Annotated in this window: 17 protein-coding genes; 11 read left to right on the forward strand and 6 right to left on the reverse strand. The window is 65.2% G+C overall.

The window, feature by feature from the left end; all coding sequences use genetic code 11:
* Positions 1–49 precede the first annotated feature (49 nt).
* Positions 50–3583 (forward strand): indolepyruvate ferredoxin oxidoreductase family protein, encoded by a 3534-nt coding sequence (locus GEV01_RS29490; RefSeq protein WP_175023290.1) that lies wholly within the window; start codon positions 50–52, stop codon positions 3581–3583.
* On the opposite strand, the gene torT is transcribed toward GEV01_RS29490, so the two are convergent.
* Complete coding sequence (gene torT / locus GEV01_RS29495) at positions 3584–4738, reverse strand: TMAO reductase system periplasmic protein TorT (protein WP_235914629.1); 1155 nt, start codon at positions 4736–4738, stop codon at positions 3584–3586.
* A 170-nt stretch (positions 4739–4908) separates the two neighbouring features.
* Here torT and GEV01_RS29500 point away from each other — a divergent pair, with 170 nt between their 5' ends.
* From GEV01_RS29500 to GEV01_RS29510, 3 genes are read left to right on the forward strand one after another with little or no spacing between them, the layout of a single operon-like run.
* Entirely contained in the window at positions 4909–6720 is a 1812-nt protein-coding gene (locus tag GEV01_RS29500) for a CIA30 family protein (RefSeq protein WP_152809822.1), read from the forward strand.
* 16 nt (positions 6721–6736) lie between these two features.
* Positions 6737–7852 carry a sensor histidine kinase gene (locus GEV01_RS29505; RefSeq protein ID WP_328595658.1) on the forward strand — a complete coding sequence of 372 codons (1116 nt, stop codon included), beginning with the start codon at positions 6737–6739 and terminating at the stop codon, positions 7850–7852.
* The gene (locus tag GEV01_RS29510) at positions 7849–8460 is read left to right on the forward strand and encodes a response regulator transcription factor (RefSeq protein WP_217428524.1); all 612 of its coding nucleotides are present in this window, start codon (positions 7849–7851) and stop codon (positions 8458–8460) included. Before GEV01_RS29505 ends, GEV01_RS29510 begins: the two co-directional genes overlap by 4 nt.
* Here GEV01_RS29510 and GEV01_RS29515 read toward each other — a convergent pair.
* Positions 8457–9473 (reverse strand): DUF535 family protein, encoded by a 1017-nt coding sequence (locus GEV01_RS29515; RefSeq protein WP_175023292.1) that lies wholly within the window; start codon positions 9471–9473, stop codon positions 8457–8459. The two genes, GEV01_RS29510 and GEV01_RS29515, sit on opposite strands and share 4 nt — an antisense overlap.
* Positions 9474–9696: 223 nt before the next feature.
* On the opposite strand from GEV01_RS29515, the gene GEV01_RS29520 reads away from it, so the two are divergent.
* Positions 9697–10671, forward strand: a complete 975-nt coding sequence (locus tag GEV01_RS29520) for a ribonuclease T2 family protein (RefSeq protein WP_152809828.1) — start codon at positions 9697–9699, stop codon at positions 10669–10671.
* Between the two features lie 2 nt (positions 10672–10673).
* Here GEV01_RS29520 and GEV01_RS29525 read toward each other — a convergent pair whose 3' ends face one another.
* Entirely contained in the window at positions 10674–10967 is a 294-nt protein-coding gene (locus GEV01_RS29525; protein WP_152809830.1) for a hypothetical protein, read from the reverse strand.
* Between the two features lie 299 nt (positions 10968–11266).
* Here GEV01_RS29525 and GEV01_RS29530 point away from each other — a divergent pair, with 299 nt between their 5' ends.
* Both GEV01_RS29530 and GEV01_RS29535 read left to right on the forward strand, forming a co-directional pair.
* Positions 11267–12094, forward strand: a complete 828-nt coding sequence (locus GEV01_RS29530) for a ParB N-terminal domain-containing protein (protein WP_152809832.1) — start codon at positions 11267–11269, stop codon at positions 12092–12094.
* A 32-nt stretch (positions 12095–12126) separates the two neighbouring features.
* Positions 12127–14325 carry an acylase gene (locus GEV01_RS29535; RefSeq protein WP_152809834.1) on the forward strand — a complete coding sequence of 733 codons (2199 nt, stop codon included), beginning with the start codon at positions 12127–12129 and terminating at the stop codon, positions 14323–14325.
* On the opposite strand, the gene GEV01_RS31000 is transcribed toward GEV01_RS29535, so the two are convergent.
* From GEV01_RS31000 to GEV01_RS29550, 3 genes are read right to left on the reverse strand one after another with little or no spacing between them, the layout of a single operon-like run.
* Complete coding sequence (locus GEV01_RS31000) at positions 14310–14846, reverse strand: HNH endonuclease (protein ID WP_217428525.1); 537 nt, start codon at positions 14844–14846, stop codon at positions 14310–14312. The two genes, GEV01_RS29535 and GEV01_RS31000, sit on opposite strands and share 16 nt — an antisense overlap.
* Positions 14847–14897: 51 nt before the next feature.
* Entirely contained in the window at positions 14898–16073 is a 1176-nt protein-coding gene (locus GEV01_RS29545) for a trans-sulfuration enzyme family protein (RefSeq protein ID WP_152809836.1), read from the reverse strand.
* Positions 16070–17437, reverse strand: a complete 1368-nt coding sequence (locus GEV01_RS29550; RefSeq protein WP_152809838.1) for a pyridoxal-phosphate dependent enzyme — start codon at positions 17435–17437, stop codon at positions 16070–16072. Before GEV01_RS29550 ends, GEV01_RS29545 begins: the two co-directional genes overlap by 4 nt.
* Before the next feature lie 217 nt (positions 17438–17654).
* On the opposite strand from GEV01_RS29550, the gene GEV01_RS29555 reads away from it, so the two are divergent.
* From GEV01_RS29555 to GEV01_RS29570, 4 genes are all read left to right on the forward strand, one after another.
* Positions 17655–18215 (forward strand): thymidine kinase, encoded by a 561-nt coding sequence (locus GEV01_RS29555; RefSeq protein WP_043480756.1) that lies wholly within the window; start codon positions 17655–17657, stop codon positions 18213–18215.
* A gap of 27 nt (positions 18216–18242) precedes the next feature.
* Positions 18243–19163 carry an alpha/beta hydrolase gene (locus GEV01_RS29560; protein WP_152809840.1) on the forward strand — a complete coding sequence of 307 codons (921 nt, stop codon included), beginning with the start codon at positions 18243–18245 and terminating at the stop codon, positions 19161–19163.
* A complete protein-coding gene (locus GEV01_RS29565) occupies positions 19160–20302 on the forward strand; it encodes a metallopeptidase domain-containing protein (RefSeq protein WP_152809842.1) in 1143 nt (380 codons plus the stop codon). Before GEV01_RS29560 ends, GEV01_RS29565 begins: the two co-directional genes overlap by 4 nt.
* A gap of 119 nt (positions 20303–20421) precedes the next feature.
* Positions 20422–22515, forward strand: a complete 2094-nt coding sequence (locus GEV01_RS29570) for a carbohydrate-binding protein (RefSeq protein WP_152809844.1) — start codon at positions 20422–20424, stop codon at positions 22513–22515.
* The last annotated feature ends 119 nt before the right edge of the window (positions 22516–22634 follow it).

Consider the following 22634-nt stretch of genomic DNA (forward strand, 5'->3'; position numbering starts at 1 on the left):
TCGCCTCGTGCGGCATATCCTTCCTCATCAAAAAACCTATAACGAGACTATGAATACCATGACCATCCCGGCGCCGTTCCTGGCCGATCCGCACTACGCGCTCGACGACAACCTGACCCGCGCCGAAGGCCGCGTCTTCCTGACCGGCACCCAGGCGCTGGTGCGCCTGCTGTGCATGCAGAAGATCTGCGACGAAGCCCGGCAGCTCAACACCGGCGGCTTTGTCAGCGGCTATCGCGGCTCGCCGCTGGGCGCCGTGGACCAGGAACTGTGGCGTGCCAAGGATCTGCTGCAACGCCACCACGTTGAGTTCCTGCCGGCGATCAACGAAGAACTGGGCGCGACCGCCGTGATGGGCTCGCAGCAGGTCGAAGCCGATCCCACGCGCAAGGTCGATGGCGTGTTCGCCATGTGGTACGGCAAAGGACCGGGCGTGGACCGCGCCGGCGACGCGCTCAAGCACGGCCACGTGTACGGCTCGTCGCCGCATGGCGGCGTGCTGGTGATTCTGGGCGACGACCACGGTTGCGTGTCATCGTCGATGCCGCACCAGAGCGAGCAGGCACTGATCGCCTGGGGCATGCCGGTGATTAATCCGGCCAACATCCAGGAGTACCTGGAGTTCGGCCTGTACGGCTGGGCCATGTCGCGCTACTCCGGCGCCTGGAGCGGCTTCAAGGCCATCTCGGAAACCGTGGAGGGCGGCGCCGTGGTCGAGCTGCCGCCGCTGCCGCGCTACGTCGAGCCGACCGACTACGTGGCGCCGCCGGACGGCTTGCACAACCGCTGGCCCGACTTGCCCGGCCTGGCGCTGGAGGTGCGCGTGGCCGCCAAGCTGGAGGCGGTGCAGGCCTTCGCCCGCGCCAATTCGATCGACCGCATGGTGGTGCAGGCGCCGCAGGCCACCATCGGCATCATCAGCGCTGGCAAGGCCTACCTCGATCTGATCGAGGCGCTGGAGCGCATGGCGCTGCCGATTGAAAGATTGGAGCAGCTGGGCGTGCGGCTGTACAAGCCGGGCCTGACCTATCCGCTGGAGCGCACCCGCCTGGCCGCATTCGCCGAGGGCCTGACGGAAATCCTGGTGGTGGAGGAGAAGGGCGCCGTCATCGAACAGCAGGTCAAGAACCTGTTCTACAACCTGCCGGAGGCACAGCGTCCCATCGTCGTCGGCAAGGAAGACCGCGATGGCCATCCTCTGCTGTCGGCGCTGGGCGAGCTGCGGCCTTCGCGCATCGCGCCGGCGTTGGTGCGCTGGCTGGCGCCGGTGTTCCCGCAGCTGGACCTGACGCGCATGCTGCCCGACTTTTGCGCTGCCGAGCTGCTGTCGAACGGCGCGGACAGCGTCAAGCGCACGCCGTATTTCTGCTCCGGCTGTCCGCACAATACTTCGACCCGCGTACCGGAAGGCAGCCGCGCGCTGGCCGGCATCGGCTGCCACTTCATGGCGACCTGGATGAAGCGCGATACCAACTACCTGGCGCAGATGGGCGGCGAGGGTATCAGCTGGGTGGGTTCCTCGCGCTTCGTCGGCGAGAAGCATGTGTTTCAGAACCTGGGCGACGGCACCTTCTACCATTCGGGATCGCTGGCGATACGGCAGGCGATTGCGGCGCGCACCAACATCACCTACAAGATCCTCTACAACGACGCGGTGGCGATGACCGGCGGCCAGCCGGTGGACGGCAGCCTGTCGGTGCCGCAGATTGTGCAGCAGGTATGCAGCGAGGGCGCGAAGAAAGTGGTGGTGGTGACCGATGCGCCGGAAAACTACCAGGGCGTGGCGCTGCCGGAAGGCGTGACCGTGCACCATCGCAGCGAGCTCGATGCGATGCAGCGCATGCTGCGCGAGATCGCCGGCGTGACGGTGCTGGTGTACGACCAGACCTGCGCGGCCGAGAAGCGCCGCCGCCGCAAGAAGAACAAGCCGGACAAGGTGGTCTTCCCCGACCCGGCGCGGCGCATGGTGGTCAACCCGGCCGTGTGCGAAGGCTGCGGCGATTGCGGCGTGCAGTCGAACTGCCTGTCCGTCCTGCCGCTGGAGACGGAACTGGGGCGCAAGCGCCAGATCGAGCAATCGTCCTGCAACAAGGATTACTCCTGCGTCGAAGGCTTCTGCCCGAGTTTTGTCTCGGTGCTGGGCGGCTCGCTGCGCAAGCCTGCCAGCGTGCAGTTGTCGCTGGCCGATCTGGAGCGGGCGCTGGCCGCCTATCCAACGCCGCCGCATCACGCGCTGGCCAAGCCGTTCGAGATTCTGGTGGCCGGCGTTGGTGGCACCGGCATCGTCACGGTCGGCGCGCTGATCACGATGGCGGCCCACCTGGAAGGCAAGGGCGCTTCGACGCTGGACTTCATGGGCTTCGCGCAGAAGGGCGGCGCGGTGCTGTCGCATGTGCGGGTGGCGTCGTCGCCGTCGCGTCTGAACCAGGTGCGCATCGACCTGCGCCAGGCCGACGCGGTGTTCGCCTGCGACCTGGTGGTGGCGGCGATGCCGGACAGCCTGTCCGTCATGCGCGAAGGTCACACCAAGGTCGTGGCCAACGAGCGCGAGATCCCGACCGCCGAATTCACCCGCGAGCGCGATGCATCGATCAACAAGGCCGGCCTGCTGGAGAAGCTGGCCGCCTCCGCCGGCGCGGCCAATGTGCTGCAGCTCGACGCGCAGGAAACCGCTGCGCGCTTCCTCGGCGATCCTATCGGCGGCAATATCCTGTTGATGGGCTATGCGTGGCAAATGGGCCTGGTGCCAGTGGGCCTGGAAGCGCTGATGCGGGCGATAGAACTGAACGCCGTCGCCGTCGACATGAACAAGCGCGCCTTCATGCTGGGCCGCCTGGCGGCTGCGGACAGCTCGGCGTTGAACCGCCTGGCGCAACCGGCGCAGCAGGTGATCCAGTTCGCCGCGCCGAAGTCGCTGGCCGAGATGGTGGCCTTCCGCGTCGACTGGCTCACCAGCTACCAGAATGCCGCCTACGCGCGCCAGTACGCCGACGCGGTGGCCGCCGTCGAACAGCGCGAGCTGGCGCTGGAAGGCAGCGGCTCGCGCCGTCAGCTCAGCAAGGCGGTGGCGCGCAATCTGTTCAAGGTCATGGCCTACAAGGATGAGTACGAGGTGGCCCGGCTGCATGCCGATCCTGCCTTCCGCGCGCAGATCGCCGCGCAGTTCGACGGCGACTACAAGCTGGCCTTCCACATGGCGCCGCCGCTGCTGGCTCGCCGCAAGCCCGGCTCCGACGTGCCGGCCAAGATGACGTTCGGCGCGTGGATGATGCCGGCCTTTGGCGCGCTGGCGCGCTTCAAGGGCTTGCGCGGCACGGTGCTCGACGTCTTCGGCTACTCGCAGGAGCGCAAGCGCGAGCGCGCGCTGCGCGACCGCTACCTGGCCTTTGCCCGCGAAGTGGCGGCCGGTGTGTGGGCTGACAACAAGGAGGCTGCATTGACGCTGGCGCAGTTGCCGGACCAGGTGCGCGGCTACGGCCACGTGAAACTGGCGGCGCTGGACAAGGCGGATGCGGAATGGGCCGCGCTGACGGCACGCCACCGCACCGCGCCGGTGGTGGAGCTGAAGCGCCGCCAGGCCTGATCAGTTCTTGGCCGGGTCGTAGGACAGCACGACTTTGTAGCCTTCCGGCGCGATCGACGTGTCGAAGGGGTAGGTGGCAAAGTTCTGCTGGTCGACCAGTCCGAGCTTGATCAGGATGGTGTGCGGCAGCTCCTTGCCGCGCCCTTCGAGCAGATTGACGGCGGCGTTGATCGCCACCCGCGCCTGGCTCACGCCCTTGGTGTCGGCGGCGGCGTAGATGTCGCCGCTGCGTATCATGCGGGCGATCTCGTCGGTCAGGTCGTAGGCGACTACGCGCAGCTTGCGGTTCAAGCCGGCGTCCTTCACCGGCTGCACCGCCGCCGGTGCGCAGCCGGTGCAACCGATCAGGTAATCGAGCTTGGCGCCGTGCTTGGCCAGCATCTGCGTGGCCAGTTGCGTTTGCACCTTGCGGTCGCTGTCGCCGTAGCGGATGTCGATGATGTTGACCGCGATCTGCGCTTCCTGGGCGGCGATGCGCGTGCCGTCCACTTCTCCCTTGACCCATCCCGCGCCCATGGGGCCGGGCAGCAGCGCGATGTTGATCGACTTCAGGCCGCGCTGCTGGGCGTCGCGCACCACCCAGCGGGTCGCTTCCGTGCCCATGCTGCGCAGCGAGGTCGTCACCTTGATGGCCAGGTCGTCGCTGCGGCTGTCGTTGGCCAGTTCGAACACCGGTATGCCGGCGGCGCGCGCCTTGGCGATGGAGGCGTTATTGGCCGTCATGCCGATCGGCGAGATGACGATGGCGTCATATTTGGCGGCGATGGCGGCGTCCATCTGCCGCAGCTGGCCTTTCAGGTCGTCGTAGCCGGTGGCCGGCAGGATGTCGGCGGCCACGCCCAGCCGGCGCGCTTCGCTGATCACGCCATAGCTGCAGCCGGCCCAGTATGGGTCTTTCAGATGCGGGAACAGGAAGGCGATCCGCCAGTGTTTGCCGGCCTTGGCGGCCATCGCATAGGTGCCCGGCACCACGCGGCCGCTGGCCAACGCGTCGTCGGCCGAACCCTTGGCTTGCAGCGGACGAAAAATCGAGTCCACCGGCACCGGTGCGAACTTGACCGTGGGCGCGGGCGCAGGTGGTGTGGCAAGCGCCGGCCAGATGCTCAGGCCGAGCGCGCCGATGCAGGTGAAGTTTCGTAAACGGCGGGTGAGCATGCAGTGGTTTTCTTCCATATCGGCGGACAGGACTTGTTTAGTACAATTCTAACCGCATCGGCAGGCCGCCGGGCAAGCTGACAATTGTCATGTCAAAGTTGTGGCATTTGCTTCTGGCCGCATCGTCCTCATGGCGGCACACTGACACCATACCAACCTTGGAGAGTTCCATGAAACCTGTATTGTCGAAAGTGTTGTTTGTTTGTGGCCTGGGCCTGACCATTCCCGCGCTGGCCGATACCTGGCTGATACGCGACGCCCGCGTGTTCGACGGTGAGCAGCTGCACGCAAAGCGCTCGGTGCTGGTCAAGGGCGACAAGATCGTCGATGCAGATTTCCGTGGCCGCGCTCCGGCCGGTGCGCGCGTCGTCGAAGGCGCCGGCCGCACGCTGATGCCGGGCCTGATCGACGCCCACGTCCACGCCTACCGCTACCTCGACCTGCCGCTGATGTTCGGCGTGACCACGCAGATCGATATGTTCACCTCCGTCGGCACCATGCAGCAGCTGAACCAGAAGATGCGCAGCAACGACAATCATGGCGAGGCCGACGTGTACTCCTCCGGCACCCTGATCACCGCGCCGGGCGGCCACGGCACCGAATACGGCATGGCGATTCCCACGCTGACGCGCCCTGAGGACGCCAAGGACTTCGTCGATGCCCGCATCGCCGAGGGCTCCAACTTCATCAAGATCGTGATGGAAGAGGGCTCGCCCGCCCATCCGATGAAAACGCTGGACCTGCCGACCGTGAAAGCGGTGATAGCCGCCGCCCATGCGCGCGGCAAGCTGGCGGTGGTTCACATCAGCAGCCTGGCCAGCGCCAGCGCCGCGCTGGACGCCGGCGCCGACGGCCTGGCCCACCTGTTCAACGGCGCCCGCTTGAGCGACCAGGAACTGGCTGCCTTCGTCAAACTGGCGCAGCAGAAGCGCGCCTTCATCGTGCCGACCATGAGCGTGTTGGAGAGCATTGCCGGCCTGCGCGAGGAGGACGTGCTGGGCGACGCCGGCCTGGCCGGCCTGCTGAACAAGGAACAGACGGCGCCGCTCAAAGTCACCTATGGCAAGCAGGCCAATGCTGCGCTGATGGCGGCGCCCAAGCAGGTCGTGGCGGCGCTCAACCAGGCGCGCGTGCCGCTGCTGGCCGGCACCGACGCCGGCAACTCCGGCACCCAGTATGGCGTCAGCCTGCTGCACGAACTGAACTCGCTGGTGCAGGCCGGCCTGACGCCGCCGCAGGCGCTGGCTTCCGCCACGTCGGCGCCGGCGCGCGCCTTCAAGCTGGCCGACCGTGGCCGCATCGCCAAGGGCTACAAGGCCAACCTGCTGCTGGTGCAGGGCGACGCCGGCAGCGATATCGGCGCGCTGCACAATATCGTCGAAGTGTGGAAGGACGGCGACGCCGTCAGCCCGCTGCGCAAGGCGCAGCAGGAGAGCGTGGCGGCCGAGCTGGCGCCGCGCACGCAGCAGCCGTTGGCGCTGCCGGCCGATGGCCGCATCAGCCAATTCTCGGCCGACAAGCTGGCCAGCCCGTTCGGCCTGGGTTGGGGACCGTCCGTCGACAAGTTCATGGGCGGCCAGTCCAGCGTTGAGTTGAAGGTGCAGGACGCCGGCGCGGACGGCCAGCGTCCGCTGGCGGTGAGCGCGAAAGTGGCGGCCGGTTTTGCCTATCCATGGGCGGGGCTGGCCTTCATGCCGGGCGCGCAGCCCATGCAGCCGGCCGACCTGCGCGGCGCCAAGGTGCTGCGCTTCCGCGTCAAGGGCGATGGCCGCCGCTACAACGTCGCCGTGATGTCGACCGGCGTGTCGATCCCGGTCAACCAGTCGTTCCAGGCTTCGGAGCAGTGGCAGGAAGTGGTGCTGCCGTTCGACGGCTTCAAGGGCATCGACTTCGGCGCCGTCACCATGATCGCCTTTAACGCCGGGCCGGAACTGGGCGAGTACAGCTTCCAGATCGCCGACGTGCGTCTGGTGAACCAATAAGCGCGGCGGGATGAACGTGGGTATTCAACACAGCCTGGCGGCCGCGCTGCGCGGTCCGTGGGTGCCGCCGGTGATGGGCAAGGCGCCGTATATGTGGACGCTGTCGCTGTTGTTCATGCTGTGGAAGTATGCCTACGTTCGTCCTGGCGCGTTGGAGCTGGCCTTGCTGGTGCTGACGTTGCTGGTGTTCTTCCCGGTCTACTTCAGCAGCTTCTGGTACTGCAATCTGAAGGCCATGCCGCAGCTGCTGTTCGTGCTGATGCTGGGCATGCTGTGGGCGCCCTACAATCCGGGCGCCAGCAATTTCTTCATCTTTGCCGCCGGCATGTGCGCGCGCATTGAGCGGCGGCGCTATGCCTATCTTGGCATCACGCTGGTCCTGCTGTGCGCCTGCCTGATTACGCCGTACGTGAGCCTGAAGATCAATTTCCTGGTGCCGGTGCTGATCGTCGGTGCGCCGGTCGGCGTGGCCGCGATAGTCGAAGAAAGCCTGCGGCGCTCGCGGGTGCAGCTCATGCACAAGCAGGAGGAGGTGGCCCACATCGCCCGCATCGCCGAGCGGGAACGCATCTCGCGCGACCTGCACGACCTGCTGGGCCATACGCTGTCGATGATTACGCTGAAGGCCGAACTGGCGGGCAAGCTGCTGGAGCGCGACCCGCAAGCCTGCCGCAACGAGATCCGCGATATCGAGCACACCGCGCGCCAGGCCTTGAGCGAGGTGCGTTCGGCGGTGACGGGCATACGCCAGACCGGCTTCTCGCACGAACTGGCGACGGCGCGCGCCAGCCTGGCGGCGGCCAGCGTCGGCCTCACCGAGGACGTGGCGCCGTGCGCCTTGCCGGCCACACTGGAGAGCGTGCTGTCGCTGGCGCTGCGCGAGGCGGTGACGAACATCCTGCGCCACGCCGGCGCCAGCCACTGCGAGGTGCGGATGACGCTGGAGTCGGGTATGGTGGTGCTGCGGGTGCGCGACAACGGCCGCGCGCTGCCGGACGGCGGCGCCATCGAGCATGGCAACGGCTTGCGCGGCATGCGCGAGCGCGTGGCGGCGCTGGGCGGCCGCCTGGCGCTGCGGGTGGACCGCGGCGTGGCGCTGGAATTGAGTTTGCCCATGGGAGGGGCTGCATGACGATGATTAGTGTGGTGATCGCCGAAGACCAGGCGCTGGTGCTGGGCGCGCTGGCGGCGCTGCTCGGGCTGGAGGGCGATCTGGATGTGGTGGGGCGTGCCTCGAACGGCCAGGAGGCGCTGGCGCTGTGCCGCGCGCTGCGGCCGGACATCCTGCTGACCGATATCGAGATGCCGCTGATGACGGGGCTGGAGCTGGCCGCCGCGCTGGCCGGGGAAAGCCTGCCGACGCGGGTGATGATCGTCACCACCTTCGCCCGCAGCGGCTATCTGCGGCGGGCGCTGGGCGCGGGCGTGCGCGGCTACCTGCTCAAGGATGCGCCGGCCGAGACGCTGGCGGCGGCCATCCGCACCGTGCACGCGGGCGGCCGCGCCATCGCGCCGGAACTGGCGCTGGAGAGCTGGAGCGGCCGGGAAGACCCGCTCAACGAGCGCGAACGCCAGGTGCTGCGCCTGGCCGGGGAGGGCAGGAGCAGCGGCGAGATCGCCCGCCAGATCCACCTGTCCGAGGGCACGGTGCGCAACTACCTGTCGGAGGCGATCAGCAAGCTCGATGCCGGCAACCGGGTCGAAGCCTTCCGCCTCGCGCGCGACGCCGGCTGGCTTTAGGCCGTGGTTTCGGCCGGGATTGGGGCCTCGGTTTGCGGAGCAGCCGCGCCGCCGTTCAGCAGGTCGCGGTTCAGGTTTTCTTCGATGGCGTCGACGATGCCTTTGCGGAAGCGTCGCTTGGCCAGCGTGCGCGAGCGGTGTTTCTGCTGCACCAGCTCGATGCTTTTCTCCGGCAGGCTGGAATCGAGGTAGAAAGCGTTTTTATCCGTTTCGTGCGCGCCTATGCTGGTCCAGAAAGTATCGTAGTCAAAATAGATACTTGATTCGTAATCAGCATTATTCTTCGATAATTGCTCTTTATTCGATACGCCGACTATCGTATCGGCATGGAATATCCGGGCCAGCGCTTCAATCGCGCATAACAGCATGCGCGGCGGCGCCACATCGTGCAAGGCCTTGGTGGCGGCCCGCATGGTTTCGTGGGTGCCTTTCATGCCCTGTATCTTGCCGACGAATATAGCCCGGTCCGAGCTGGAGGCGTTCCAGCAATTGCGCGCCAATTCGCCCGGCACGATGGTGGCGCACATCACGTACAGGGTCTGGTCGTCCGCTTCGAACAGCAGCAGCAAATCGCCCTCGTGGTCGACCACGCGGTACGGGCGGTGCAGATTGCGGGGAAACGCCATTCTTATCCGGTAATGCTGCTCGCCGACCACGGATTCCCAAATCACGGGAAACTCATCGAACAGCCGGGTAAAGAAATTATCCGAAATCTTTCTTTCCAAGCAAATATAATGATATTGCAGAATTTCCAGCGCATCCTTGACCTTCAGGGATTGCGATAAATAATTCCCTCTTAAATACTTGTATTTGATTTTGGGATGTTTTTGGATCAGGGAGGCGAATCTCTCGGTATTCAAGGCGGCCAAGAGTTTGCGATGGCTGCGGAAATGCAGCGCCAAAGGAAGCGCCCGCTGCAAGACCAGCAGTTTTGCCCTTTGCATCAGATTAACCGTCGAGCGTACAGCTGAAATATTTTGGACTGTTACCATTTTATTTTCACGTTTATGCATTCGGAGCGCAGGTGTCATCTTCTTGTAACACTCTGAATCGCTTTGTATCTGATTGTATCCAGCCCTGCATTTCATATCATTACAGATTGGTAATAGTATTTTCTTTTAGTTATGGTAGATATTATTTAGTCAACTAAATGTGAAATTTGGAAATATTAAGTTTCATGAAATTGGAGGCGCCTCCGGTAAAATGGACACCTTTCCGACCAATCCTGGAGCCGCCATGTCCCGCCTACTCTCCGCAGCGATATTTCTTACTTTCTTTGCAATAGCCGGCCAGGCGAGCGAATCGGCCAGCGGCAAGTTCACCGCCACCGCCAGTTGCGAGGCCTACTCCTCGTTCGCCAAGCAGAGCAATCCGGGCGATGCGCGGGTGGTCGCGGGCACGGCCTACACGGTGCGCGAAATTAACAAGGTCGATTACGACTGGCTGCGGGTCGAGGTGCCGGGCGCCGAACCGAAGCTGCGCTGGGTGCAGCGCAGCTGCGGCACGCCGGCGCTGGCCGACCAGCCGCCCAAGGGGCCGTCGGGCGGCGGCGACAGCTGCAGCCTCCCCAATCAGCAGGACAGCTACGTGCTGGCCATCACCTGGCAGCCGGGCTTCTGCGAGCATGTGCAGTACAAGGGCAAGAAGCCGGAGTGCGACGCCATGAACAGCGGGGCGCTGGCGGCGAAGACGCTCAGCCTGCACGGCCTGTGGCCGAACAAGAAGGAGTGCGGCACGCACTACGGCAGCTGCGACGGCCAGCAGTTCGCGCTGAGCAAGGAAACCATAGACCAGATCGCGCCGTGGATGCCCAACTTCTATTTCGAGCGCACGTTCGGCGCCTACGAGTGGAACAAGCACGGCAAATGCCAGGCGCTGCCGCCGGACGCGTATTTCATCAAGGCCGTGTCGGCGGTGCGGGTGGTGAATGATTCGGAGGTGGGCAAGATCGTGCTGGGCAGCGTGGGCAAGAGCTTCCGTGTCGGCGACTTCTTCGACCGGGTCAAGACGCGCTACGGCGAGCAGGTGGCGGCGCGCATCACGCTGGTGTGTTCCGAACGCAAGTACCTGCAGGAGATCCGGGTGGCGCTGCCGCTGGACTTCAGCACCGAGCGCGAGCTGCCGCAGCTGGTGGGCAGCGCCGGGCAGGCGGCGCCGCGCGAGATTGGCTGCGACGACGAGGTCTACGTCGAGGCGGCCGGCAAGAACTAGAACTAGACGGGGTTCTGCACTTCCTTCAAACCGCTCCAGGAGATCGTCGTCGCTTCGGTCGCCAGCACCGAGGCGCCGGGCTGGATGGTTTCGGCCAGGCTGTGGATGGCGTCGCGCACTTCGTTGATGGTTTCCTTGCCGTTGTAGGTGAAGGTGCCGGGCGGCAGGTAGTAGGCGCGGCCATCGTCGGCCTTGATGCCGGCGGCGATGTTGTACTTCGACAGTTCGATGCTCAGGCGCTCGATCGAGTCTGGCTTAGCGTCGGTAAAGGATACATAGATGATGTAGTTGATCATGGTAACGCCTTTATTGAGGAAGCTGAATCATGCGCCAAGCTTTATGCAAATGCAACCATCCGTCAGGCCCGCACCACAGACGAAGAAAGCCCCGAGCAGGTGGTAAACCTGTCGGGGCTCGGTGTCAATTAGCGGAGAAAGCAAGTTGACTAGGAAATATCTTAATGAATGTTTCTTAAGATTGCCTTAGTAGCCATGCGGCGCCGGGCTTGGGCCGGGCGCCCCGGATGGTGTAGCATGCTGGACGGCGAAGCGGCCGGGCGCACAGGCGCCGGCCCGCCGGTAATTCGAGGATAACTATGCAAATTAAAATTAACGACGTGTTGCGCAGCTACATCGAGCCGCTGACCGAGGCCGAATACACGGCGTTGGAGCGCAGCATCCTGGTGGAAGGCTGCCGCGACGCGCTGGTGCTGTGGGAAGATGTGCTGGTCGACGGCCACAACCGCTATCAGATCTGCCAGCAGCACGGGGTGCCGTTCAAGGTCACGGAGAACACCAGTTTCCGCAACCTGGACGACGTCAAGCTGTGGATGATCGATAACAATCTGGGCCGCCGCAGCATTTCCGACTTCCAGCGCGGCGTGCTGGCGTTGCGCAAGAAGGAAATCGTCGCCGCCCGCGTGGCCGAGCTGGCCGCACAGGCCGCCGCCGAGGATGCCGCCATCGCGCCGCCCGAAGGCGAGGCGCCCAAGGCCAAGCCGGCCGCCATGCCGCTGACCTCGCGCGAGGACATCGCCCGCGCCGCGCGCCTGAGCAGCGCCACCATCAGCCAGATCGAAAAGATCCAGAAGACGGCGACGCCGGAACTGGTGGAGGCGGTACGCTCGGGGACGATCTCGATCAACGCCGCCGCCACCGTGGCCTCGCTGCCGGAAGCCGACCAGGTGGCCGCGGTCGCCGGCGGCAAGAAGGAGCTGCAGAAGGCCGCCAAGGAAGTGCGCGAGCTGCGCGCCGCCTCGCGTCCGGCCAAGGAAGCCAAGGAGGGCGGCGGCGACTACCGTCCGATGACCGAGGTGGACGAGCTGCGGGCGGAAAACGCTTCGCTCAAGGAAAAGAACGCCGCGCTGCGGTCGGAAATCACCGCGCTGCAACTGCGCATCTCGGAGCTGGTCGACGCCAGCTAAGCTGTTCACCCCTCACTGTACGGAGTCTGCCGATGCGCGCCTTGCCTGCCTTGTTGTGTTGTATTGCGATGAATGCGGCGGCAGCGCCACCGGCAGTCCCCTCCGAGGTAGCCAGGCTGAAGGCGGCGGCACAGCGCGTGACCATCCTGCGCGACAAATGGGGCATCCCCCACGTCTACGGCAAGACCGATGCCGACGCCGTGTTCGGCCTGATGTACGCACAGGCCGAGGATGACTTCAAGCGGGTCGAACTCAATTACATCAACGCCATGGGCCGGCTGGCCGAGGTCGAAGGCGAGGCCGAGCTGTATCGCGACCTGCGCATGAAGCTGTTCATCAATCCGGCGGACTTGCAGGCGCAGTACCGGCAAAGCCCGCCGTGGCTGAAGAAGCTGATGACGGCCTTCGCCGACGGCTTGAACTACTACCTGGCCACGCACCCGGACGTCAAGCCGGCGCTCATCACGCACTTCGAACCGTGGATGGCGCTCAGCTTCAGCGAGGGCAGCATCGGCGGCGACATCGAATCGGTGGACCTCAAGCAGTTGCAGGAGTTGTACGCCAACGGCGCCAAGCTGCCGCTGGCGCCGCCCGTGCTGATCTCGGCGGGTGGGCAGGGCCGCGACCTGGAGAAAGAGCCGGGCGGCTCCAATGGCTTCGCCATCGCGCCCGCGCTGACCAGGGGCGGCCATGCGCTGCTGCTGATCAATCCGCACACCTCGTTCTACTTCCGGCCCGAGGTGCAGGTGCACAGCGAGCAGGGCCTGAACGCTTACGGCGCCGTGACCTGGGGCCAGTTCTTCGTCTACCAGGGCTTCAACGACCGTCTGGGCTGGATGCACACCTCCGGCGGCGGCGACGTCATCGACGAATACCTGGAAACCATCAGCGAAAAGGACGGCCAGTTCTACTACCAGTACGGCCAGGAGCTGCGGCCGCTGAAGGCGGTCGACATCACGCTGCCGTACAAGACGGCGGCCGGCATGGCCAGCAAGGTGGTCAAGGTCTACTACAGCCACCACGGCCCCATCGTGCGCTCGAAAGACGGCAAGTGGATCGCCGTGCGCCTGATGAACGAACCGCTGAAGGCGCTGACGCAATCCTACATCCGCACCAAGGCCCGCAGCTACAAGGACTTCTACAAGGCGATGGAGTTGCGCACCAATTCGTCCAACAACACCGTGTACGCGGATGCCGACGGCAATATCGCCTACTTCCACGGTAACTTCATTCCGCGCCGCGATCCCAAGTTCGACTGGAAGCATCCGGTCGACGGCAGCGATCCTGCCACCGAATGGCAAGGCCTGCACGCGGTGAAGGAAACCATCACGCTGTTCAATCCGAAGAACGGCTGGATACAGAACACCAACAACTGGCCGTACACGGCGGCCGGCGCGTACAGCCCCAAGGCGCGTGACTATCCGGCCTACATGTCGATGAACCCCGAGAACCCGCGCGGCATCCACGCGGTGCGGGTATTGGAGAACAAGAAGAACTTCACGCTCGACAGCCTGATCGCCAGTGCCTACGACAGTCAGTTGCCGGCCTTCGAGCCGCTGCTGCCGCAACTGTTCGCGGCGTGGGATGAGCTGCCGGCCGGCGATACGCTCAAGGGCAGCCTGGCGCCGCAGATCGCCGCGCTGCGCGGCTGGGACATGCGCTACGCGCTGGACTCGGTGCCAACTTCGCTGGCGGTGTTCTGGGCGCAGGATTTGACGGCCACCTACGGCGCGGCGGCCAAGGCACGCGAGGTGCTGGTGCTCGACTACATCCAGGCCGCGATCACGCCGCAGCAACGCCTGCAAGCGCTGGAGCGCGCCGCGGCCAAGCTGACGGCGGACTTCGGCACATGGCAGACGCCATGGGGCGATATAAATCGTTTTCAACGTTTGACCGGCGACATCGTCCAGCCCTTCGACGACAGCAAGCCCAGCTTGCCGGTGGCCTTCGCTTCAGCCAACTGGGGCTCGCTGGCCGCCTACGGCATGACCAGCAAGAGCAAGACCAAGCGCCTCTACGGCGAGCGCGGCAACAGCTTCGTGGCGGCGGTGGAGTTCGGGCCGCGCATCAAGGCGCGCAGCATCCTGGCGGGCGGGGAAAGCGGCGACCCGGCCTCGCCGCATTTCAGCGACCAGGCCGCGATGTACGCGCGCGGGGAGTTCAAGGAAGTGTTGTTCTACAAGGCTGACGTGGAAAAGAACCTGGAGCGCAAATATCACCCAGGTGACTGAGGTGCGCCGCCGGGCAGTGCATCGCCGATGGTTTTCGACGGAGCGGAGCTTGCCTCCGCTTCCGCCGCTGCAGCGGCCAGGGCTGCCGCAGCGGCCCGCGCCGCAGGTGACGCATAGCGCGTCTGCGGCGGTGCTTGTTCTGGGGGCGGCGCCGGCGCCACGACGGGCTCGGCGACGGGTTCCTTGCTCCACGCCAGATTCTCGACCTTGTTGTTGCGCAGGTTGCCGTCCTTGTGGCGCACGTACTTCAAGCCCGATGGATTGGGCAGGTGCGCCTCGGCCACCAGGTCGTGCACCAGGAACTCGCCGGTGCGGTTGCCGTTGCGCAGCTTGACCATCAAACCGTCCGGCGTGACCTTGGGCCGCAGCGCCGTCACTTTGGGGCCGCCGGAGGCCAGCACGCGGCCATCCTTCGACACCTTGTAAAAGTCGCTGCCGGGCACCGGCTTGGCGCTGGCCACGCCGACCGAGTAGAGGGCGCCGATGGCCAGTACGCCAATGATGATGAAGAGGAATTCCATGAGCTTTCGGGCTGCTTTCCGGCTGAATAGTCAATGCCCGGATACTAGCACCTAAATCGCGTCGAGCGAACGGCGAATATCGGCCCTTAAATCCTCTATATCCTCGATTCCCACCGACAGCCGTATCAAGCCGTCGCCGATGCCCAGCTTGGCCCGCGTTTCCGGCGGGATGGTGGCGTGCGTCATCAGCGCCGGATGCTCGATCAGGCTTTCGACGCCGCCCAGGCTTTCGGCCAGCGCGAACACCGAGCAGGTTTCCAGGAAGCGGCGCGCGCCAGCCAGGTCGGTCTTCAGGTCGATCGAGATGATGCCGCCGAAGCCGTCCATCTGGCGCTTGGCCAGTTCGTGCTGCGGGTGCGACTCCAGGCCAGGGTAGTAGACCTTGCGCACTTCCGGCTGCTGCTCCAGCCAGCGGGCCAGGTCCAGCGCGCTGCGGCAGTGGCGCTCCATGCGGATCGCCAGCGTCTTCACGCCGCGCAGCGCCAGGAAGCTGTCGAACGGGCCGGCGATGGCGCCCACCGAGTTTTGCAGGAAGCCGACCTGCTCGCACCAAGCCTGCTGGTGCGGCTCTCCGCCCACCACGGCGATGCCGCCGATGATGTCGGAGTGGCCGTTCAAGTACTTGGTGGTCGAGTGCACCACGATATCAAAACCGTGTTCCAGCGGACGCTGCACCAGCGGGCTGGCGAAGGTGTTGTCGGCCACGGCGATGATGCCGCGCTCGCGGCAGATCTTGGCGATCGCCTTCAGGTCGGCCAGCTTGAGCATCGGGTTGGTCGGGGTTTCCACCCACACCATCTTGGTCTCGGGGCGGATCGCGGCGAGCAGGTTTTCCGGATTGGTCAGGTCGACGTAGGTGAAGTCGTGGCCCGCGCTGCGGCGGCGCACCCGCTCGAACAGGCGGTAGCTGCCGCCGTACATGTCGTCGCCGGCGATGATGTGCGAGCCGGCGTCGGCCAGTTCCAGCACCGTCGAGATCGCCGCGAGGCCGGAGGCGAAGGCGAAGCCCTGGGCGCCGCCTTCCAGGTCGGCCACGCAGCGCTCCAATGCCCAGCGGGTCGGGTTGTGCGAGCGGCCGTAGTCCAGGCCCTTGTGCACGCCAGGGCTGTCCTGCACGAAGGTGGAGGTGGCGTAAATCGGCGGCATGATGGCGCCGGTGGTCGGGTCGGGCGACTGGCCGCCGTGGATCACGCGGGTGGCCAGGTGGGCTTTTTTGTTGTCGTTCAAGATAAAGTCCTTCTCAGGTGGTTCAGCAGGTCGAAGCGGGTAATTAGGCCGTAGAAGGTGTCGCCCTCGGCGACCACGGCGGTCAGGCCGCGGTCCAGCGTGCTGCGCAGCGCTTGCACGTTGGCGCTCGGGTGCAGCGTTTCCAGGCGCGATGTCATGGTGGTGCCGACCAGGCTGGAGAACTGTTCGGCGTGGTTGTCGACCTTGAGCAGCAGGTCCGATTCATCGATGATGCCGACCAGCTTGCCGTTCTCGATCACCGGCAACTGCGCCAGGTCGGTGCTGCGCATGCGGTTGAAGGCGGTCAGCAGGGTGTCGCCCGGCGCTACGCTGACGACATCGCCTGCGTCGAAGCGGCGGCCGATCAGGTCGCGCAGATCGTGCAGCGGCGGGCGTTGCAGCAGGCCCTGGTCGTGCATCCAGCCGTCGTTGTAGACCTTGGACAGGTAGCGCGTGCCGGTGTCGCAGACGAAGGTGACCACGCGCTTGGGCGTGGTCTGTTCGCGGCAGTACTTGAGCGCGGCGGCCAGCAGCGTGCCGGTCGACGAACCGCCCAGGATGCCCTCGGCGCGCAGCAGGGCGCGGGCGCTGTCGAAGCTTTCCTGGTCGCTGACGGTGTAGGCCTTGCGCACGCCGGTCATGTCGGCGATGGCGGGAATGAAGTCCTCGCCTATGCCTTCCACCGCCCACGAGCCGCTGGTGTCGGAGACGCGGCCGGTGTCGATGTACTCGGTCAGGATGGAACCCTTGGGATCGGCCAGCACGAATTCCACGTTGGGCGCGGCCTGGCGGAAGTAGCGGGTCAGGCCGGTCAAGGTGCCGGACGAGCCGACACCGACCACAATGGCGTCGAGTTCATGGCCGGTCTGTTCCCAGATCTCCGGGCCGGTGGTGGTTTCGTGCGCCAGCGGGTTGGCCGGGTTGTTGAACTGGTCGGCGAAGAAGGCGCCCGGCAGTTCGCGCGCCAGCCGCGCCGCGTAGTCCTGGTAGTACTCGGGGTGGCCCTTGCCGACGTCGGAGCGGGTGGTGCGCACTTCGGCGCCCAGCGCTTTCAGGTGCAGCACTTTTTCGGTGGACATCTTGTCCGGCACCACCAGCAGCACGCGGTAGCCCTTGAGGCGGCCGACCAGGGCCAGGCCCAGGCCGGTGTTGCCGGCGGTCGCTTCGATGATGGTGCCGCCCGGTTGCAGGCGGCCGTCGGCTTCGGCCGCTTCGATGATGGACAGGCCGATGCGGTCCTTGATCGAACCGCCGGGATTCTGCGATTCCAGTTTGAGGAACAACTGGCAGAGGCCGGTGTCCAGACGGGTGACGGGGACCAGGGGCGTATTGCCGATGAGGTTGAACAATGCGGGGGTAGGCATGAAGTGCTCCTTGCAGGATGTCGGCGCGGGCGGATTATGTCCGCTCGTGCTTTTTTGAAAAGAGCGGATGGTAGGCCGCTCTGTCGCCGCTGGAAAGGAATGTTTCCGAGTTTGCATATGAAAAAAATTATCATTTTCACCGTGCTGTTGGAAAGGCAAGTATGCGCCTTTTTCGCGGGGGACGGTTTATAATCGCGCTCTTCAATCAGGGGTAGTAGTGGCTAAACTTTATTTCCGTTATTCTGCTATGAACGCAGGCAAGTCCACCGCGATGCTGCAAGTGGCGCACAATTACGAAGAGCAGGGGCAGCAGGTGCGCCTGTTCACCGCCGCCATCGACAACCGCTACGGCGTGGGCCATGTGACGTCGCGGCTGGGGCCGCAGCGCGAGACGGAAGTATTCGATGCCGGCACCGATTTCCTGGTCTGCATTGACCAGAAGATCGCCTGCCTGCTGATCGACGAGGCGCAGTTCCTCAGCACGGCCCAGGTGCAGCAGTTGCACCAGCTGGCGCAGGTGCGCGGCGTGCCGGTCATCACCTACGGCTTGCGCACGGATTTCCGCGGCGAGCCGTTCCCCGGCTCGGCCTACCTGCTGGCGCTGGCCGACGATATTGAAGAGTTGAAGAACATCTGCACTTGCGGCAAGAAGGCCACGATGAATATCCGCGTCGACGAAAACGGCCGGCGCATCAAGGAAGGCGAGCAGATCAGCATTGGCGGCAACGAGAGCTACCGCCAGGCTTGCGGCCGCTGTTTTTACACCGACAACCACTAAACTTCTTTCAGCCCGGGAGCGCCGGCCATGTCGTTGAGTATCACCGATGTGCCCGCGCTGGATAACCGGCGCGTCAAGACCAGCACCGAAGACGTGCTGATCGACCGCGTAGTGCCGGGCGAAATCCTGGTGATCGCCTTCGGCTTCGTGTCGTGGGATGCGCGGCCGGACTTCGATTTCTACGGACGCCTGAAAAAGCTGGAGCAAGCCAGTGGGCGCCATCTCAACAAAATTCTCGTGCGCGATTCCGGCAACAGCTGGTACCACCGCGCCATCGCCGGACTGGGCGAGCATCCCGACGACACGGTTGAGACGCTGCGCGCGCTGGTGGCGGCGATACGGCCGAGCAAGGTCGTCACCATCGGCCAGTCGATGGGCGGTTATGCGGCCGTCATGTTCGGGCTGCTGCTCGGGGTGGAGCAGGTGGTCGCCTTCGGTCCCTTGTCCTTCCTCGATGTGGGCCAGGCCTTGCTGTACCACGACCGCCGCTGGATCGCCGTGATGCGGGCGCTGGCGCAGCAACCGCCGCCGTCGGGCTACTACGACCTGGCGGCGCTGGGCCGCGAGCGGGGCGGGCAGACGCAGCTGCACATCGTGTTCGGCACCAAGCCGGACCGGGACGATGCGATCGAGTCTGTCAATCTGGACGCCATGCACGCGCACCGGCTGGCGGCGGCCGGCAATTGCACGCTGTATCCGTTTCCGTTTTCGGGCCACGCGGTGGTGCAGCATCTGATCGACACCAAGCGCATCAACGGCCTGCTTGCGCGCATCATCGCCGGCATCGAGCTGGCGCCGGAGCCGTTCGATGTCACGCCCGCCTGGCGCGACTGGGTGGCCGAGAACCTCAGGCTGGGCAGCCCGCCGGCGGAACTGGTGGAGATTTTGCAGCAGCATGGTTTTTCCTACGACAGCAGCGTGGCGGCGGTCGCGGGCGGTGGCGCATGACGGCTCGGTGCGCGGTCGGCGCATTGGTGTTGTTGGCGGCCTTGCCGGCCTTGGCAGGCGACCAGCTGGCCGCCTGCCGCCTGCCCGAAATGCAATTGCGTACCGACGTCGGCCTCGGCTTTCCGCGCAAGCCCGATCGCCTGAAGACCACCGGCCAGCTGCGCTTCCGCGTGCTGTTCGTCGACTTTAGCGACGCCCCGGCCACGGTCGCGCCGCGCGATGTGCTGTCGATTATCTCGCCGCGCGCGGAGCAGTACTTCAAGGCCGTCTCCTACGGCAAACTGGACGTGACGCTGGCCGCCGACCAGCGCTGGATACGCATGCGCAAGCCTTCGTCCGACTATCACTTCGGCCGCGACGCCTCGTTCGACTACCACCGCGCCTACTTCCAGGAAGCGATAGACCTGGCCGGGCCTGCGGTCGATTATGCCGGCAGCGACGCCATCCTGGTGATCGCCAATCCGGCCACGCAGGCGATCAACTGGGGGCCGGCCTTCACCGCCAGGCCGGGCCTGGGCGTGCAGGCCGGCGGCCGGGAATTCATCAACGGCGCCACCTCGGGCAGCGATCTGCCGATCCTGGGCTGGGCCTGGTTTGTGCACGAAATCGGCCACGCGATGTCGCTGGTCGACCTGGCCGGCCCGCGTCCGCCCAGGCAGTTGTGGCACACCTATGTCGGGGAATTCAGCGCCATGGGCAACCCGACGGGCAGGGCGCCGGAATACCTGGGCTGGGAGCGCTGGCAGCTGGGCTGGCTCGATGACGCGCAGGTCAGCTGCACCAGCGCCGCCAGCACCACCTTGACCTTGACGCCGCTCGAACGCTCAGGGGGCGCCAAGCTGGCGCTGGTGCCGACCGGCCCGAACACGGCGCTGGCGGTGGAAAGCCGGCGGGCCGAAGGCTACGACAGCAAGCTGCAGCGCGCCGGGCTGCTGGTCTACACCGTCGATACGCGGCTGACTTCGCATGACGGCGCGGTGCGCGTGCAGCCGCCCGGCGACAGCGACGAGCAGCACCTGCAAGCGCTGCTGGCGGTCGGCCAGACGGTGACGGCGGGCGGGCTGTCCGTCACGCTACTGGCCAGCGACGCGCACGGCGACACCTTGCGCATCGAGCGCGCGGCAACACATCGGGATTGACGCCCGCAACCATCGTGGTATAGTTTTCATACAAATTTGGTAACGTTTCCAACCTATTGTGGAAGCGCTTCCATATTTTGTACTGCGGTTCTTCATCACAAAAAAACATTGGAGACTACATGAAGACAACACTGCATCACCGCATCAATCACCGAATCAAATGGATGCTGGCCCTTGCCGGGCTGGCGGCTGCCGGCGCGGGCTACGCGCAAACCGCGCTGCCGGGCAAGCTGGAGGCGGAAAGCTACGTCAGCATGACCGGCGTCGCCATCGAGGCCACCACCGACACCGGCGGCGGCAGCGACGTCGGCTGGATCGATACCAACGACAGCATGACCTACTCGGTCAATCCCGCCAGCGCCGGCTGGTACACGGTGCAGTACCGCGTGGCCTCGGCGGTCGGCGGCGGCCAGGTGGTGCTGGCGCAGAACGGCAAGGCCATCGGCGACACCACGGCGCTGCCCAACACCGGCGGCTGGCAGAACTGGACCACGGTGAACGCGCATGTGTTCCTGGCCGCCGGCCCGCAGAGCCTGACAGTGCAGGCGCGCGCGGGCGGCTTCAACCTCAACTGGATCAACTTCACGCCGGAGACCACCGGCGTGACGCTGCCGGCGATACGGCAGAACGGCAAGTACTGGGTCGATGGCGCGGGCAACCGCGTCAACCTGCGCGGCGTTAATCTCGGCAACTGGCTGGCGCTGGAAATGTGGATGATGAATTCCAACCTGTCCAACAACGGCGCCGGCATCGGCGACCAGTGCACGCTGGAGACGGCGCTCACCGGCCGCTTCGGCGCGGCGGAGAAGGAGCGCCTGATGTCGGTGTTCCGCGACAGCTGGATCAGCGGCCGCGACTTCGACCTGATGAAGGGCATGGGCATGAACGTGGTGCGCGTGCCGTTCCTGTACAGCCTGGTTGAGGACGACGCCCATCCGTACACGCTGCGGCCGGATGCTTGGAAATACCTGGACTACGCCATCAACGAAGCCGAGAAGCGCGGCATGTACGTGATCCTCGACCTGCACGGCGCGGTCGGCGGCCAGGCTGCGGCCAGCGAGCAGCACGACGGCTGCGTCGGCGCGGCTCAGATGTGGAGCAACAACACCTACCGCGACCGCACCAAGTGGCTGTGGGACATGATCGCCAGCCGCTACAAGAACCGCACCTCGGTGGCGGCCTACGACCTGCTCAACGAACCATGGGGCACCGACGCCACCACGCTGGCCAACTTCGCCTACGAACTGTTCGACGTGGTGCGGGCCAAGGACGCCAATCACGTGATCCTGCTGCCGGGCCATAATTCCGGCATCGACGCCTACGGCAATCCGAACACGCGCGGCCTGAGCAACGTGGCCTTCTGGATGCACTTCTATCCGGGCCTGTGGGGATGGAACGAAGTGCAGGGCGCCACCGCGCAAGCCAATATGCACGCTAACTGGCTGCACTGCAATGCCAGCGGCACCGGCGAGACCTGCGACTGGAACAACAAGCTGACGGCGCTGAACACGCCGTTCCTGATCGGCGAATTCCAGCCGTGGACGCTGACCGGCAGCTACGGCGGCCAGATCACCCGCAAGACCTACGACATCTACAATATGTACGGCTGGGCTGCGACCAACTGGGCGTACAAGACGGTCAGCTATGGCGGTTCCAGCGGCGACACCAGCTCGTGGGGCTGGGGCATGGTGTCCAACAGCAGCAACGGCGGCGGTTTCGGCGGGCTGGATGTGGGCAGCGCCACCAACGCCGCCATCGAAAACTACTTCCGCGGCTTTGGCACGCAGGCGCTGGTGCGCAACGAGAGCATCGCCTACTGGATGAACTGGAAGGCCGAGGCGGGCCAGCGCATCGAGGCGGAAATGTTCAGCAACCACAGCGGCATGCGCATGGAAACCACCAGCGACAGCGGCGGCGGCTTCAACGTCGGCAACATCGATACCAATGACTGGATGAGCTATCCGATCAATGTGCCGAAGACCGGCTGGTACAACCTGCAATTCCGCGTCGCCAGCCCGAACAGCAGCGGCCAGCTGGTGCTGAGCAAGAACGCCACCGACCTGGTGGCGCTGCCGGTGCCCAACACCGGCGGCTGGCAGAACTGGACCACGATCACCGGCACCGTCTACCTGACGGCCGGGCAGCAGGATCTGGCCATTTTTGCCCGCGCCGGTGGTTGGAACATCAACTGGTGGTCGTTGACGGCGCAGTAGCGCCCGGAGGATGTCGCGTTTGATAGCGAGAAATTGACGCCGGGTGGCCATCGTGCGACGATGCGGCCATGAGCAGCCTGTTTGCACGTAGTACGCTCGCGCCGGCGTGGTTGTGCCGT

The organism is Rugamonas rivuli (assembly GCF_009380165.1).
GTDB lineage: Bacteria > Pseudomonadota > Gammaproteobacteria > Burkholderiales > Burkholderiaceae_D > Rugamonas > Rugamonas rivuli.